Genomic DNA, 14237 nt, shown 5'->3' with positions numbered 1-14237 from the left:
GGCCCGGCCGCGAGGTCGGCGGCGGGCGCCGCCCCTCCTCAGACGAGGTGGCCGGCCTTCTCCATCTGCCGCAGCTCGCCCTTCAGCTCGGACAGCTCGTCGCGGAGCCGCGCGGCCAGCTCGAACTTCAGCTCGCTCGCCGCCTGCAGCATCTGCTGGTTCAGGTCGCCGATCACCGCCTCCAGCTCGGCGGCGCCGCCGGCCGCGATCCCCTCCCTGCGCAGGTTCGGGACGGGTGCGCGCCGGCCGCCGCCGTCGTTGCGCTTCGACAGCATCCGGTCGGTGTCCGCCGCCTCGCGGGCGAGCTGGTCCGTGATGTCGGCGATCCGCTTCCGCAGCGGCTGCGGGTCGATGCCGCGCTCGCGGTTGTAGGCGACCTGCTTCTCGCGGCGCCGGTTCGTCTCGTCGATCGCCTTCGCCATCGAGTCGGTGATCGTGTCGGCGTACATGTGCACCTGGCCCGACACGTTGCGGGCCGCGCGCCCGATCGTCTGGATCAGGGACGTGGAGGACCTGAGGAAGCCCTCCTTGTCCGCGTCGAGGATCGCGACCAGGGACACCTCCGGCAGGTCGAGCCCCTCGCGGAGGAGGTTGATGCCGATCAGGACGTCGAAGACGCCCTGCCGCAGCTCGGTCAGCAGCTCGACGCGGCGCAGGGTGTCGACGTCGGCGTGCAGGTAGCGCACCCGCACCCCGGCCTCGCCCAGGAAGTCGGTCAGGTCCTCGGCGCTCTTCTTGGTCAGGGTCGTCACGAGCACGCGCTCGTCGCGCTCCGCCCGCGCCCGGATCTCCTCGAGCAGGTCGTCGACGCGGCCCTTCGACGGCTTGATCACGATCTCGGGGTCGACGAGCCCCGTCGGCCGGATGATCTGCTCGACGACGCCGTCCGCCATGCCCAGCTCGTATCGCCCCGGCGTCGCCGACAGGTAGACCGTCTGCCCGACGCGCTCGGAGAACTCCTCCCAGGTCAGGGGCCGGTTGTCGAGCGCGGAGGGCAGCCGGAAGCCGTGCTCCACGAGCACCCGCTTGCGGCTCGCGTCCCCCTCGTACATCGCCCCGATCTGCGGCACGGTCACGTGCGACTCGTCGATGACGGTGAGGAAGTCGTCGGGGAAGTAGTCGAGCAGGCAGTGCGGCGCCTCACCGGGCGCGCGGCCGTCGATGTGCCGCGAGTAGTTCTCGATCCCGTTGCAGAAGCCGATCTGCTCCATCATCTCGAGGTCGAAGGAGGTCCGCATCCGGAGGCGCTGCTCCTCGAGCAGCTTGCTCTCGCGCTTGAGCACCCCGAGCCGGTCGTCGAGCTCCGTCCGGATGGTCCCCATCGCCCGCTGCATGGTGTCGGGGCTCGCCGCGTAGTGGGTCGCCGGGAACACCGAGACGGAGTCGAGCCGCTTGATCACCTCGCCGGTCAGCGGGTGCAGCGAGTAGAGCGCCTCGACCTCGTCACCGAACATCTCGATGCGCACGGCGTGCTCCTCGTAGACCGGGATGATCTCGATCGTGTCGCCGCGCACGCGGAAGCGGCCGCGCGAGAAGTCGAAGTCGTTGCGCTGGTACTGCATCCCGATGAAGCCGCGGATCAGCTGGTCACGGGTGATCCGGTCGCCGACGTGCAGCGCGACCATCGCCTCCAGGTACTCCTCCGCGGCGCCGAGGCCGTAGATGCACGAGACGGTCGACACGACGACGACGTCGCGCCGGCTCAGCAGCGAGTTCGTCGTCGAGTGGCGCAGCCGCTCGACCTCCGAGTTGATCGAGGAGTCCTTCTCGATGAACGTGTCCGTCTGCGGCACGTACGCCTCGGGCTGGTAGTAGTCGTAGTACGAGACGAAGTACTCGACCGCGTTGTTCGGCAGCAGCTGCCGGAACTCGTTCGCGAGCTGCGCCGCGAGGGTCTTGTTGTGCGCCAGCACCAGCGTCGGCCGCTGCACCTGCTCGATCAGCCAGGCCGTCGTGGCGGACTTGCCGGTGCCCGTGGCGCCGAGCAGCACGATGTCCGGCTCCCCCGCCTTCACGCGCTGCGCGAGCTCGGCGATGGCGGCGGGCTGGTCGCCGCTCGGCGTGTACTCGCTGACCACCTCGAAGGGTCGGACGGCGCGCGTGGTCTTCATGGAGTCAACGGTACGTCCGGCCTCCGACACGCCGGTGCGGACGAGGAAGGCCCCGTCGACCGCGGAGGCGATCGACGGGGCCCTCGTCGGGTCGGACTACTTCGCGTCGCTCTTCGTGAAGTAGCCGCCGATGCCGTTCGGGTAGAAGCCGCCCTTGCTCACCGAGTCCTTGCTCGTGTTCAGGTACACGATGTTGAGGACCTGGCCCGGCGTGCGGCCGAAGGCGATGCCGTTCTTGTCCGTCGGGGTCAGGTTCGCGTGGTTGATCGGCATCTTGTCGCCGTAGCTGCTGTCGTAGATGCCCTGGTCGTCGTCGCCCTTGCCGTCGAGCAGGTCGCGGGCGTTCGACAGCTTCTGCACGATGCCGTAGATCTTGTTGTTCTTCTCGGCCTCGAGCGCGAGCATGGTGCGCACCGCGCCCGCGTGGTACGCCTCGACCGCGAGGATGCCGGCGGCGGCGTCCAGGTAGGTCTTGTTCTTGATGAACCCGGCGGCGCCCTTGTAGGCCGTGACGCCCACGTCCTCGAACAGGAAGGCCGCGAGCAGGAAGTTCGTCTCGTTCGCGAACGCGTCGAACTTCTGCCCCTTCTTGATCACGCCGGCCGCGGTCGCGGCGGCGGTGAACGCCTTGTCGAAGTTGATGGTGGGGCGGGCGACGGCCGCGCTCGCGAGGTTCTTGCGGAGGAAGCGGACGTGCTCGCGCTCGTCGCGGGCGATTTCGCGGGCGTACATCTTCAGCGCCTTCGACTTCCAGGGCACCTCCTTGCCGCCGTAGACCGCGCCGGCCTTGCCGTCGGAGCCGGCCGCGTCGGACATGTTCAGGCCCTTGCCGGTGACGGCGCGGAGGTAGAACTCGGCCTCGAGGTACTCGAGGTTGAGCGCGAAGTTGAGGACCGCGCCGTCATCGACGCCGTCCGCGGCGTTCGCCGCCGACGCACCGCCGGCGACGGTGGCCACCGCGGCACCCGCACCCGCGACGCCGAGCATGGTGAACAGCTTGCGGCGGTCCACCTCCTTGCTGGCGCTGCGGTTGACGGCGGCGGTGATGAAGTTCTTCTCGTACACCTGGTCTCCAGATTCGGGGGAAGGGGAAGCGCTCGAAGAGCGCTTCCCGGGCGGGCTGCGGATGGACCCCGTCGCCGAGTGAGAACCTAGGAATCACCCGAATCGCGGCGACTCAGCGACACGATCCGCTGCACGCAATCACCACCCCCGTTCGGGGGGCTTCGTTCGTGGAACGATCTCCCGGTGCGGAAATCGGCCTCCAGCGGCAGCGTCGCGCTCGTCGCGGCCAGCGCCGGTTCGCTGCAGACCGGAGCCGCGTTCGGCGCGACGCTGTTCCCGCTGGTCGGGCCGCTCGGCGTCGTCGCGCTCCGGCAGCTGGTCACCGCCGTCGTCCTGCTCGCCCTGACGCGCCCGCCGCTCGCCCGCATCGGGCTGCGGGCGCTGCTGCCGGCGGTGCTCCTCGGCGTCGTCCTCGTCGGCATGAACCTGACCCTCTACTCCGCCGTGGAGCGCATCGGGCTCGGCCTCGCGGTCACCATCGAGTTCGTCGGCCCGCTGGGCGTGGCCCTCGCCGTCCGCGGGTCCGGCGCGCTCAGGCGCTCGGGCGCCGCGTTCCTCGCCCTGGTCGGCGTCGTGCTCGTCACCGACCCGGCCGCCTCCGCGCGTCCCGACGCCGTGGGGATCGCGTTCGCGCTCGGCGCCGCGACGCTCTGGGCGGCGTACATCCTGCTCAACCAGCGGGTCGGCTCCCTCCCCGGGCTCACCGGCACGGCGGTCGCCGGCCTCGTCGGCACGGTCCTCACCCTGCCCGCGCTGGTCCTGCTGCTGTCGGCCCTGCCGCCCGGCCGCCTGCCGCAGGTGCTCGCGATCGGTGCGCTCACCGGCCTGCTCTCCTCCGCGCTCCCCTACTCGCTCGACCTGCTCGTCCTGCGACGCATCCCGCGGTCGCTCTTCGGGGTGCTGCAGAGCGTCCACCCGGTGGCTGCCGCGCTCGCGGGCCTCGTGGTGCTGCACCAGGCGCTGGTCGCACCGCAGGTCGCGGGCATCGCGCTCGTCTGCGCGGCGAACGTCGTCGCCGTCGTCCGGCGCGACGCCTGATCGTCAGTCGCGCAGCCGCTGCCAGAGGTCGTCGACGGCCGCCATGGTGGTCCGCAGGTCGCCCGAGGTGTCGATCAGGTCGGTGGCGAGCGCCCGGCGCTCGTCGTCGCCCATCTGGCTGCCGAGCACGGCCCGGGCGTCGGCCTCGCTCATGCCCCGCAGGTCCGTCAACCGCTGCAGCCGGACCTCCTCGGGCGCGTCGGCGACGACGACCCGGTCGAACTCCCCCGTGCCCCGCGCGTCGATGAGCGGCACGTCGTAGACGACCACCGCCCGCCGGTCCCGCTCGAGGGCCTCGCGGAAGAGCTCGTGCGACCGGGCGAGGACCGCGGGGTGCACGATGCCGTTCAGCAGCCGACGCTGCTCGGGGTCGCTGAAGACGACCCTGCCGAGCGCGCGCCGGTCGAGCGCGCCGTCGCGGTCGAAGACCCCGTCGCCGAAGGCGTGACGGATGGCTTCGAGCGCCGGGCGGCCGGGAGCGACCACCTCGCGCGAGAGCGCGTCCGCGTCGACGATCACGGCGCCCAGCTCGCCGAGCCGCTTCGCGATGGTCGACTTGCCCGAGGCGATCCCGCCCGTCAATGCGATCAGGGGCACGCCGCCAGCGTACGGGCCGGCGCGGCCGGTCGTCTCAGCCCCGTAGAGCCGCGCCCGCCGGGACGGCCGGTGCGCGGGCCCGGACACGAAGAAGGGCGGCTCCCCCGTCGGGGGAACCGCCCTTCTGCGTGCGATCAGGCGATCAGCGGCTCGCGAGTCGCTCGCGCAGCGCGGCGAGGGACTCGTCGTCCGCGAGGCGGCCCGACTGGTCCGCCGCGCTCGCGAACGAGTTCGCGTTGCCCGCGGCGGCCTCGTCCGCGAGCTGCTTCGCGATCTGGGCCTTGTGCGCCTCCCAGCGGGCCTGGGCCGCGGCGTACTCCTGCTCCCACTTGTCGCGCTGCTCCTCGAAGCCCTCGCGCCACTCGTTGGTCTCCGGGTCGAAGCCCTCGGGGTACTTGTAGTTCCCCTGCTCGTCGTACTCGGTGAGCATGCCGTAGAGCGCCGGGTCGAACTCGGTGCCCTCGGGGTCGACCTCCTCGTTCGCCTGCTTCAGCGACAGGGAGATGCGACGACGCTCGAGGTCGATGTCGATGATCTTCACGAAGACCTCGTCGCCGGTCGAGACGACCTGCTCCGCCAGCTCCACGTGCCGGCTCGACAGCTCGGAGATGTGCACCAGGCCCTCGATGCCGTCCGCGACGCGGACGAACGCGCCGAACGGCACGAGCTTCGTGACCTTGCCCGGCGCGACCTGACCGATCGCGTGGGTCCGGGCGAAGACCTGCCACGGGTCCTCCTGCGTCGCCTTGAGCGACAGGGAGACGCGCTCGCGGTCCAGGTCGACCTCGAGCACCTCGACGGTGACCTCCTGGCCGACCTCGACGACCTCGCTCGCGTGCTCGATGTGCTTCCACGAGAGCTCGGAGACGTGCACGAGCCCGTCCACGCCGCCCAGGTCGACGAACGCGCCGAAGTTGACGATCGAGGAGACCGTGCCCTTGCGGACCTGGCCCTTGTGCAGGTTGTTGAGGAACGTGGTGCGGGACTCGGACTGCGTCTGCTCGAGCAGTGCGCGGCGCGAGAGCACGACGTTGTTGCGGTTCTTGTCCAGCTCGAGGATCTTCGCCTCGAGCTGCTGACCCAGGTACGGGGTCAGGTCGCGGACGCGGCGCAGCTCGATCAGCGACGCGGGCAGGAAGCCGCGCAGACCGATGTCGACGATCAGGCCGCCCTTGACGACCTCGATGACCGTGCCGGTGACGACGCCGTCCTCCTCCTTGAGGCGCTCGACGTCGCCCCAGGCGCGCTCGTACTGCGCGCGCTTCTTGGACAGGATCAGCCGCCCCTCCTTGTCCTCCTTCTGGAGGACGAGGGCCTCGACGTTGTCGCCGACCGCGACGACCTCGTTCGGGTCGACGTCGTGCTTGATGGAGAGCTCGCGCGAGGGGATGACGCCCTCGGTCTTGTAGCCCACGTCGAGGAGGACCTCGTCGCGGTCGATCTTCACCACGGTGCCCTCGATGAGGTCGCCGTCGTTGAAGAACTTCAGGGTCTTCTCGACCGCGGCCAGGAAGTCGTCTGCAGAGCCGATGTCGTTGATCGCGACCTGCTTGGGGGCCGTTGCGGTCGTAGTGGGAGTCATAGAGATGGTGTGATGGTTTCGTGTCGGTCCGCGCGCGCCGGACGGCGCCCGCGAGGATGCGGATGGAGTTGTGGGGGCGACCCGAGGGCCTCCCCGGCGGCGATCCGGCGGTGGAGCAGGCCGGAGGGCCCGAGGATCCGAGGACGTACCACGGACGCGATCCACGAGTCTACCCGTATCCGTCCTCCGAGGGGACGACGGATCCGCGCCGGCCTCCACGGGCGCTCCGTGACGTCCCGCTGCGCGCCGGTCCCCGATCCCGGCACCCCGGGCGTAGCGTGGCCCGCGAAGTCCCCGGCGTCGACGTGGCCGCTGGTCCCGGTTCGAGACGCTGGAGGCGCTGTGTGTCGTTTGCTCGGGTCGGTCTCGCCCGCTCCCGCGACCGTCGAGGCCGTGCTGGGCGCGGGCCAGCGGCGGGTCTTCGTCGACATGGCGCGGCTGCACCGGGACGGGTGGGGCACCGCCTGGCGTGACGAGGCGGGCACCGTCCGGCGGCGGTCCCGCTCCGCGACCGCGGTCGGCGACCCCGAGCTGGAGGACCTGCTCGCCGGTGGCCCGTCGACGGCGCGCATCGTCCACCTCCGCCTCGCCACCGACGGGTTCGCGTGCGTGCCCGAGAACACGCATCCGTTCCTCGCCGACGGCATGGCCTTCGCCCACAACGGCTCGCTCGAGCCGACCGGCCCGATCGAGCGCCTGATCGGCGCCGAGCAGCGCGCGGGCATCGTCGGCACGACCGACACCGAGCGCTACTTCGCAGCGGTCCGCACCCTGGTGGCGCGCGGCGCCGAGCCCCTCGACGCCCTCCTCGACACGGTGGCGGCCCTGCGCCGCATCTACCCGCAGCGGAGCCTGAACGCACTGCTGCTCACCTCGGACGAGCTGCTCGCGGTGCACGCGAGCGAGGGCGTGCCGATCCCGTGGAACGTCTTCGCGGCGAGCGGGATCCCGGCCGAGCGCCTGCCCGCGCACCACGCGGACGCGTACTACCTGATGCGGAGCCGCCGCGGCGAGGACGGCTCGATCCTCTTCGCCTCCAGCGGCCTCGACATCGCGGGCTGGGAGCCGCTGCCCGCGGAGTCCATCACCCGCGTCGACCTCCGGACCCTGCACGCCGAGACGGTGCCCCTCGCGCAGGCGGCGAGGCGGCGCGAGGTCGCCTGAACGGGAACGGGGCCCGGTGGATCGCGATCCACCGGGCCCCGTTCTCGATCGAGGAGCGGCTACTCCTTGTCGAGGTCCGTGTTCAGCAGCTCCGCCAGCGAGTCGAGCGCGGCGTCGGCGCCGTCGCCCTCCGCCGAGAGCGTGACCTCCTCGCCGTGCCCGATGCCGAGCGACAGGATGCCGAGGATGCTCGCGGCGTTGACGCTCTTCCCCGACTTCGTCGTCAGGGTCACGGGCACACCCGCCTTGGCCGCGGCCTGGCTGAACAGCGAGGCGGGCCGGGCGTGCAGCCCGACACTCGACGCGATGGTGACGGTACGGTCCGGCATGGTTCTCCTTGTCGTGGAAGGTGGCCGGGACGGGTGCCCGGCCGGATCGAGGTCAGTCCTCGTCGTCCTCGTCGGGCGTGAGCAGGGCGTAGACCTGGTCGGAGCTCGACGCGTTCCGCAGCTGCTCAGCCTTCTCCGGGTCGAGCAGGATCTCCGCCAGCTGCGAGAGCAGGGCGATGTGGCCGCCGCCGGCGGCCGCTATCCCGACGCAGACCGAGACGGGGTTGCCGTCCCAGTCGACGCCCTCCGGGAAGCGGAGGACGACGAGCGCGTCCTGCTTGACGGACTCCTTGCCGGCCAGGGTGCCGTGCGGGATCGCCACGCCCTCGCCGACAAAGGTGGAGACGGTCCGCTCGCGCTCGAGCATCGCGTCGACGTAGGACTGGTCGACCGCGCCCGCGTCGACGAGCGCCGCGCCGCACTGCCGCACGGCGTCGAAGCGGTCCTCGGCCGCGCAGTCGAGGCGGATGGACTGCTCAGCGAGCAGCGAGGTCAGTGCAGCGTCGGCCATCGCTCAGACCTCGACCGTCGACCCGTCCTGGATCGCCTTGACGACCTTGGCGACCTTCGGGTCGCCCATGAACAGCTGGAAGGGGATGACCGGGACATCCGGGACGACGCCCCTTGCGCGGTCCGCGAGACCGGACTGCGTCACGACGACGTCCGCGTCCTTCGGGATCTGGGCGACGGGCGAGTGCTCGACCGTGACGCCGTTCTTCTTGAGCTGCTTCTTCAGCTGGCCCGCCAGCATCACGCTGCTGCCCATGCCGGCGTCGCACGCGACCACCAGCTTCTTGATGCTCGATCCGTCGATCGTCGTCATCCGTGCTCCTTCGCTCGTGTGGCCGAAGCCTATTGGATCCGTCCCCCGAGGACGCTCGGAGGAGAGACGGAGAACGCCGGGCGGGAGCACTGCTCCCGCCCGGCGTCCGTGGTGGAACGACTCAGCCGCCCGCGACCGCGGTCTTGCGGCCCTTGTTCTGCGCGTTGCGCTCGTTCGCCTCGTCGAGGTCCATCGCGACCTTCTCGTTGCGGCCGAAGCCGAGCAGGAGGGCGCCGACGATGAAGGCGACGATCGCCGAGACGAGGATGCCGATCAGGTTCGGCACGATCGTGCTCGGGGCCGAGACCAGCAGGTAGGCGATGATCGAGCCGGGCGAGGCCGCCGCGAGGAGACCGCCGCCGAGGAGCACGAAGGTCAGCACGCCCATGCCGCCGCCGAGGATCGCGGCGATCACGAGGATCGGCTTCATCAGCACGTACGGGAAGTAGATCTCGTGGATGCCGCCGAGGAAGTGGACGATCATGGCGGACGGCACCGTCGGGCGGACGGCCAGCGGGCCGAACAGCAGCATGGCGGTCAGGATGCCGAGGCCCGGGCCGGGGTTCGACTCGATCATGAACAGGATCGACGTGCCGCCGGAGGTGCCGGCCTGCTGGATGCCGAGCGGCACCAGCACGCCGTTGCCGATGGCGTTGTTCAGGAACAGCACCTTCGCCGGCTCGACGATGATCGACGCGAGCGGCAGCAGCCGCGACTCGACCAGCACGTCCACGATGGCGCCGAGGCCGCCGTTGATGAAGTTGATCACCGGGCCGAGGATGTAGATGCCGATGATGGCCATGATGCCGCCGATGATGCCGGCGGAGAAGTTGTCGACCAGCATCTCGAAGCCGGAGGCGAGCTTGCCGTCGACCAGCTTGTCCCAGGCCTTCAGCACGACCGCCGCGAGCGGGCCCATGATCAGGCCGGCGAGGAAGTTCGGGCCGAGCCCCGTGATGTCGGCGGGCGCCTTGATGCCCGTCGAGAACGGCGGGACGAGCCCGAGCGCGACCGGCGCGACGACCGCACCCATGGTCGCGATGGCGCCGACGACCGCGCCGCGCTGTCCGTGCACCTGACGGCCGCCGGTGTAGCCGATGAGGATCGGCAGCAGGAAGACGATGATCGGGCCGACCACCGTGCTGACCTGGGCAGCGAAGGCGACGGTGCCGTCCTGCGGGATGGCGCCGACGCCGCGGGCGATCAGGTTGATCCAGCCGTTCGGGATCGTGATCGCGGTGATGAGACCCCAGGCGATGAACGCCCCGAGGTTCGGCATGATCATGCCGGCGAGGAAGGCGCCGAAGCGCTGGATTGCCGCGCGCGGGCCGGAGCCCGTGACCGTCGGCGTGAATGCGGACATTGTCCTGATTACCCCTTTGTAGCGAGTCCTTGGGCCGGATACAGCGTCTTCACTGACACCCCGGGCGTCCGGGGCCCGGTACGCATACAAGTCTGAAACGTTGCCCGTGTCAACCACGAGGGGATCGCGGGCAGCGCACCCGGAATGGGGGCGCCGATCAGTGGGCCGCGGCGTCCCAGTCGCGCCCGGTGCCGACCTGCACCTCGAGCGGCACCCGCAGGGCCGCCGCGTCCCGCATGCGGGTCCGCACGACGTCGGCGAGGACCTCCGACTCGCCGTCCGCGACCTCGAGCACGAGCTCGTCGTGCACCTGCAGCAGCAGGCGGGAGCGCAGCTCGCGCTCCCGCAGGTCCTCGGCCACCCCGATCATCGCGATCTTGACGATGTCGGCCGCGGTGCCCTGGATCGGCGCGTTCAACGCGGCGCGCTCCGCGTTCCCGCGCAGCACCCGGTTCGGGCTGTTCAGATCGGGGAAGGGCCGCCGCCGCCCGAAGATCGTCTCGGTGTAGCCGTCCACGCGTGCCTGCTCGACGACGTTCCGCAGGTAGTCGCGCACCCCGCCGAAGCGCTCGAAGTAGCCCTGCATCAGGTCCTCCGCCTCGCGGCGGTCGATCCGCAGCTGCTGCGAGAGGCCGAAGGCGCTCAGCCCGTAGGCGAGCCCGTACGACATCGCCTTCACCTTGGTGCGCATGAAGGGCGTGACGTCCGCGGGGTCGACGTCGAAGACCCGCGAGCCGACGAAGCGGTGCAGGTCCTCCCCCGAGTGGAAGGCCTCGATCAGGCCGGCGTCCTCCGAGAGGTGCGCCATGATGCGCATCTCGATCTGCGAGTAGTCCGCCGTGAGCAGGGTCGGACGCTGCTCCCCGGCCACGAAGGCGCCGCGGATGCGCTTGCCCTCCTCGGCCCGGATCGGGATGTTCTGCAGGTTCGGGTCGTTCGAGGAGATGCGACCGGTCGTGGTGCCGGTCTGCACGTATGTGGTGTGGATGCGGCCGTCCGGGCCGATCGAGCGCTGCAGGGTCTCGATGATCTGACGGAGCTTCGACGCGTCGCGGTGCTGCAGCAGCAGGTCCAGGAAGGGGTGCGGGTGGCTCGCCTGCAGATCCGCGAGCGAGTCCGCGTCGGTGGAGTAGCCGGTCTTGGTCTTGCGCGTGCCCGGCATCCCCAGCTCGCCGAACAGCACCTCCTGCAGCTGCTTCGGGGAGCCGAGGTTGAGCTCGTGCCCGACCACCTCGTACGCCTGGTCCGCGAGGTCGTGGATGCGGGTGGACAGCTCGGTGTTCAGGGCGTCCAGCCCGGCGGCGTCGACGGCGACGCCGGCGATCTCCATGTCGGCGAGCACCGCGAGCACCGGCAGCTCGATGTCGACGAGCACCTGCAGCGTGCGCTCGTCGAGGCCCTCCTTCAGCACGTGGGCGGCGCGCAGCACGTACCACGCGTGGGTCGGCGCGGGGCTGCCGCCGCCGACGTCCTGCACCAGCTGGTTCGGGTCGCCCTCCGGCAGGCGCTCCTGCAGGTAGCGGTCGACCACCTGCGCGAGCGTCTTCTCCTGGCCGGACGGCCGCAGCAGCCAGCCGGCCAGCAGCGTGTCGAAGGCGAGCCCGCGCAGTTTCAGCCCGCTTGCGGCGAGGGCCTTGATCTGCGTCTTGGCGTCGTGCAGCACCTTGGGCGCATCGGGGTCGGCGAGCCAGCGCTCGATCGGCGCGTAGTCCGCCCGGCCCGGCTGCCAGGGGAGGTCGACCGTCTCGTCGGGCCCCGCGACCCCGATGGAGACGACCCGGTCGCCCTGCACCTCGACCTGGAGCCCGAGCCCGTCCGGGTGGGCGGCGCGCATCCGGTCCAGCCAGGCCTGCAGCTCCTCGTCGAGCAGCTGCTGCGGCGCGGGTGCGGGCGGAGCGGCGTCCGCGTCCTCGTCCGCCTCCGGCGCCGAGCCGGAGACGCCGCCGCCCTCGAGCTTCAGCACGCGGTCGAGCAGGGTGCGGAACTCCAGCCGCTTGAAGACGGCGCGCACCGCCTCCTCGTCGATGGGGCGGCGCACCAGGTCGGCGGGACCGACCGGCAGCTCGAGGTCGGTGCGCAGCCGGTTGAGGCGGCGGTTGCGGGCGGCGTTCTCCCACTGCTCGCGGAGGTTGTTGCCGACGACCCCCTTGACCTCGTCGCGGCGCTCCAGCAGGTTCTCGAGCGAGCCGTACTGGGTGATCCACTTCACGGCGGTCTTCTCGCCGACCTTGGCGATGCCCGGCAGGTTGTCGCTCGTCTCCCCCACCAGGGCCGCGATCTCCGGGTACTGCCACGGCTCGACGCCGTACCGCTCGAGCACGCGCTCCCGGTCGTACCGCGTCAGCTCGCTGACGCCGCGCACGCTCGGGTACAGCAGGGTCACGTCGTCGTTGACGAGCTGGATCGAGTCGCGGTCGCCCGACACGACCAGCACCTCGTAGCCCTGCTCGCGGCCCTGCACGCTGAGGGTGGCGAGCACGTCGTCCGCCTCGAAGTCCTCCTTCGTGACGGTCGGCACGTTCATCGCCTTCAGCGCCTCCTGCAGCAGCGGCACCTGGCCCTTGAACTCGGGAGGCGTCTCGCTGCGGGTGCCCTTGTACTCCGGGTACTCGCGGGTGCGGAAGGAGAAGCGGGAGATGTCGAACGCGACCGCGATGTGGGTCGGCCGCTCCTTCTGCAGCAGGAGCAGCAGCATCGACAGGAAGCCGTGGATGGCGTTCGTGTGCTGCCCGTCGCTGGTGCTGAAGCTGTCGACCGGGAGCGCGTAGAAGGCGCGGAACGCGAGCGAGTGGCCGTCGACGACGAGCAGCACGGGCTTCTGCGAGTCGGGCATGCTGGTCAGCGTAGTGAGCGCCTCCGACGCTCCCTGGAGCCGAAGGAGGCGCTCGATGCAGCTGCCGGACGACCTGGACCCCGAGCTGGTGGAGCGCCTCGCCGGCACCCGCGGCGGCGAGCTGGCGGTGAAGATGGGCATCGACTTCGTCGAGCTGTCGGCGTCGCACTCCGTCGCGCGGATGCCCGTCGAGGGCAACCGCCAGGTCATCGGGCTGCTGCACGGCGGCGCGCACGTGGTGCTCGGCGAGAGCCTCGGCAGCGTCTCGTCCGCGATCCACGCGGGTCCCGGGCGCTACGCGGTCGGCATCGAGATCAACGCGACCCACAGCCGCAGCGTCGAGGGCGGCGTCGTCACCGCGACCTGCGAGGCGCTGGTGCTCGGCCGCACGCTCTGCACCCACGAGACCGTCGTGCGCGACGAGGCGGGCCGCCGCCTCTCGACCATCCGCATGACGAACCTCCTCCGCGACCGCTGACCCCTTCGTATCGCGACAGCTGCCGCCTCCGAGCAGCGGGGGCGGCAGCTATCGCGATACGAAGGCTGCCTGTGGAGAGGTGCCGCCGGCTACGCCTCGATTCGGCACCATCGGCGCGCATGACGCGCCCCGCTCCGCTGCCGGACGACCTGCACGGCCGGCCCTTCGACCGCGCCGTCGCGATCGGAGCCGGAGCGACTCCGGGGCGGCTGCGCAGGCGGGATCTGCTGCGGCCCTTCCACGGCGTCCGGGTGGAGGAGGTGCCGCGTTCGACGCTCGAACGCTGCCGCGCGTACGCGGTGCGCCTGAAGCCGGGGCAGTTCTTCTGCCACGAGACGGCGGCGTCGCTTCTTCTGCCACGAGACGGCGGCGTCGCTGCACGGGCTGCCGCTCCCCCGGCATCTCGAGGAGGACCCGATCGTCCACGTCGGCGCCGTGCTGCCCGCGGACGCACCGCACAGCCGCGGCGTGCGGGGGCACCGTCTGACCGGCGCGGCGGTGAGCGAGGTCGACGGCCTGCCCGTCGCCGACGTGCTCGAGACCTTCTGCCAGCTCGGGGGCGTGCTCGATCTCGAGGACCTGGTGGTCGTGGCCGACGTGCTGATGAACCGGACCGAGCTGACCGAGGAGGAGGCGCGTGCGGTCATGGCGGAACGCATCGCGAGGATGCGCCGACGCGGCGCCGCGAAGCTCGTGAAGGCGGTTCGGCTCTGCAGGAAGGGCAGCCGCTCCCCGGCCGAGACGCGGGTGCGCCTGATCCTCGATGCTGCCGGGTTGCCAGCGGCCGAGCTGAACGCACCGATCGAGCACACGACGACCTCGCGCTACATCGGGTCGCCCGACTTCGTCTGGCG

General features: G+C 71.1%; 12 protein-coding genes. 3 read left to right on the top strand and 9 right to left on the bottom strand.

Going from position 1 to position 14237, the window contains the following annotated elements; all coding sequences use genetic code 11:
* Nucleotides 1-38: 38 nt before the first annotated feature.
* The gene (gene uvrB, locus ACFSBI_RS05505) at nt 39-2111 is read right to left on the bottom strand and encodes an excinuclease ABC subunit UvrB (RefSeq protein ID WP_377932843.1); all 2073 of its coding nucleotides are present in this window, start codon (nt 2109-2111) and stop codon (nt 39-41) included.
* Nucleotides 2112-2207: 96 nt separating this feature from the next.
* A complete protein-coding gene (locus ACFSBI_RS05500; RefSeq protein ID WP_377932841.1) occupies nt 2208-3176 on the bottom strand; it encodes a ferritin-like domain-containing protein in 969 nt (322 codons plus the stop codon).
* A 183-nt stretch (nt 3177-3359) separates the two neighbouring features.
* Between ACFSBI_RS05500 and ACFSBI_RS05495 the strand changes: the two genes are divergently transcribed.
* On the top strand, nt 3360-4214 hold the full coding sequence (locus ACFSBI_RS05495; RefSeq protein ID WP_377932839.1) for an EamA family transporter: 855 nt from the start codon (nt 3360-3362) through the stop codon (nt 4212-4214).
* A gap of 3 nt (nt 4215-4217) precedes the next feature.
* Here ACFSBI_RS05495 and coaE read toward each other — a convergent pair whose 3' ends face one another.
* Both coaE and rpsA read right to left on the bottom strand, forming a co-directional pair.
* Nucleotides 4218-4811, bottom strand: a complete 594-nt coding sequence (gene coaE, locus ACFSBI_RS05490; RefSeq protein ID WP_377932837.1) for a dephospho-CoA kinase — start codon at nt 4809-4811, stop codon at nt 4218-4220.
* A 142-nt stretch (nt 4812-4953) separates the two neighbouring features.
* Nucleotides 4954-6393: a 30S ribosomal protein S1 gene (gene rpsA / locus ACFSBI_RS05485; protein WP_377932835.1), complete on the bottom strand. Its 1440-nt coding sequence runs from the start codon at nt 6391-6393 to the stop codon at nt 4954-4956.
* A gap of 12 nt (nt 6394-6405) precedes the next feature.
* Here rpsA and ACFSBI_RS05480 point away from each other — a divergent pair, with 12 nt between their 5' ends.
* Nucleotides 6406-7557, top strand: a complete 1152-nt coding sequence (locus ACFSBI_RS05480) for a class II glutamine amidotransferase (RefSeq protein WP_377932833.1) — start codon at nt 6406-6408, stop codon at nt 7555-7557.
* Nucleotides 7558-7616: 59 nt separating this feature from the next.
* On the opposite strand, the gene ACFSBI_RS05475 is transcribed toward ACFSBI_RS05480, so the two are convergent.
* From ACFSBI_RS05475 to polA, 5 genes are all read right to left on the bottom strand, one after another.
* Nucleotides 7617-7886, bottom strand: a complete 270-nt coding sequence (locus ACFSBI_RS05475; protein WP_377932831.1) for an HPr family phosphocarrier protein — start codon at nt 7884-7886, stop codon at nt 7617-7619.
* A gap of 52 nt (nt 7887-7938) precedes the next feature.
* Entirely contained in the window at nt 7939-8397 is a 459-nt protein-coding gene (locus ACFSBI_RS05470; RefSeq protein WP_377932830.1) for a PTS mannitol transporter subunit IIA, read from the bottom strand.
* A gap of 3 nt (nt 8398-8400) precedes the next feature.
* The gene (locus tag ACFSBI_RS05465; protein ID WP_377932828.1) at nt 8401-8709 is read right to left on the bottom strand and encodes a PTS lactose transporter subunit IIB; all 309 of its coding nucleotides are present in this window, start codon (nt 8707-8709) and stop codon (nt 8401-8403) included.
* A 121-nt stretch (nt 8710-8830) separates the two neighbouring features.
* The gene (locus tag ACFSBI_RS05460; RefSeq protein ID WP_377932826.1) at nt 8831-10072 is read right to left on the bottom strand and encodes a PTS transporter subunit EIIC; all 1242 of its coding nucleotides are present in this window, start codon (nt 10070-10072) and stop codon (nt 8831-8833) included.
* A 157-nt stretch (nt 10073-10229) separates the two neighbouring features.
* On the bottom strand, nt 10230-12905 hold the full coding sequence (gene polA, locus ACFSBI_RS05455; protein ID WP_377932824.1) for a DNA polymerase I: 2676 nt from the start codon (nt 12903-12905) through the stop codon (nt 10230-10232).
* A gap of 55 nt (nt 12906-12960) precedes the next feature.
* Between polA and ACFSBI_RS05450 the strand changes: the two genes are divergently transcribed.
* Entirely contained in the window at nt 12961-13383 is a 423-nt protein-coding gene (locus tag ACFSBI_RS05450) for a PaaI family thioesterase (protein WP_377932822.1), read from the top strand.
* The last annotated feature ends 854 nt before the right edge of the window (nt 13384-14237 follow it).

The organism is Amnibacterium endophyticum, from assembly GCF_042680685.1.
Classification (GTDB): Bacteria; Actinomycetota; Actinomycetes; order Actinomycetales; family Microbacteriaceae; genus Amnibacterium; species Amnibacterium endophyticum.
Note: the sequence above shows the minus strand (reverse complement) of the source record. Positions and strands in the feature narration are given on the sequence as shown.

Excerpts from the sequence above, each read along its gene's own strand:
- ACFSBI_RS05460 (WP_377932826.1), bottom strand. The coding sequence starts at position 10,072 with ATGTCCGCATTCACGCCGACGGTCACGGGCTCCGGCCCGCGCGCGGCA.
- ACFSBI_RS05475 (WP_377932831.1), bottom strand. The coding sequence starts at position 7,886 with ATGCCGGACCGTACCGTCACCATCGCGTCGAGTGTCGGGCTGCACGCC.
- rpsA (WP_377932835.1), bottom strand. The coding sequence starts at position 6,393 with ATGACTCCCACTACGACCGCAACGGCCCCCAAGCAGGTCGCGATCAAC.
- ACFSBI_RS05480 (WP_377932833.1), top strand. The coding sequence starts at position 6,406 with ATGGTTTCGTGTCGGTCCGCGCGCGCCGGACGGCGCCCGCGAGGATGC.
- uvrB (WP_377932843.1), bottom strand. The coding sequence starts at position 2,111 with ATGAAGACCACGCGCGCCGTCCGACCCTTCGAGGTGGTCAGCGAGTAC.
- ACFSBI_RS05450 (WP_377932822.1), top strand. The coding sequence starts at position 12,961 with ATGCAGCTGCCGGACGACCTGGACCCCGAGCTGGTGGAGCGCCTCGCC.
- ACFSBI_RS05465 (WP_377932828.1), bottom strand. The coding sequence starts at position 8,709 with ATGACGACGATCGACGGATCGAGCATCAAGAAGCTGGTGGTCGCGTGC.
- polA (WP_377932824.1), bottom strand. The coding sequence starts at position 12,905 with ATGCCCGACTCGCAGAAGCCCGTGCTGCTCGTCGTCGACGGCCACTCG.
- ACFSBI_RS05470 (WP_377932830.1), bottom strand. The coding sequence starts at position 8,397 with ATGGCCGACGCTGCACTGACCTCGCTGCTCGCTGAGCAGTCCATCCGC.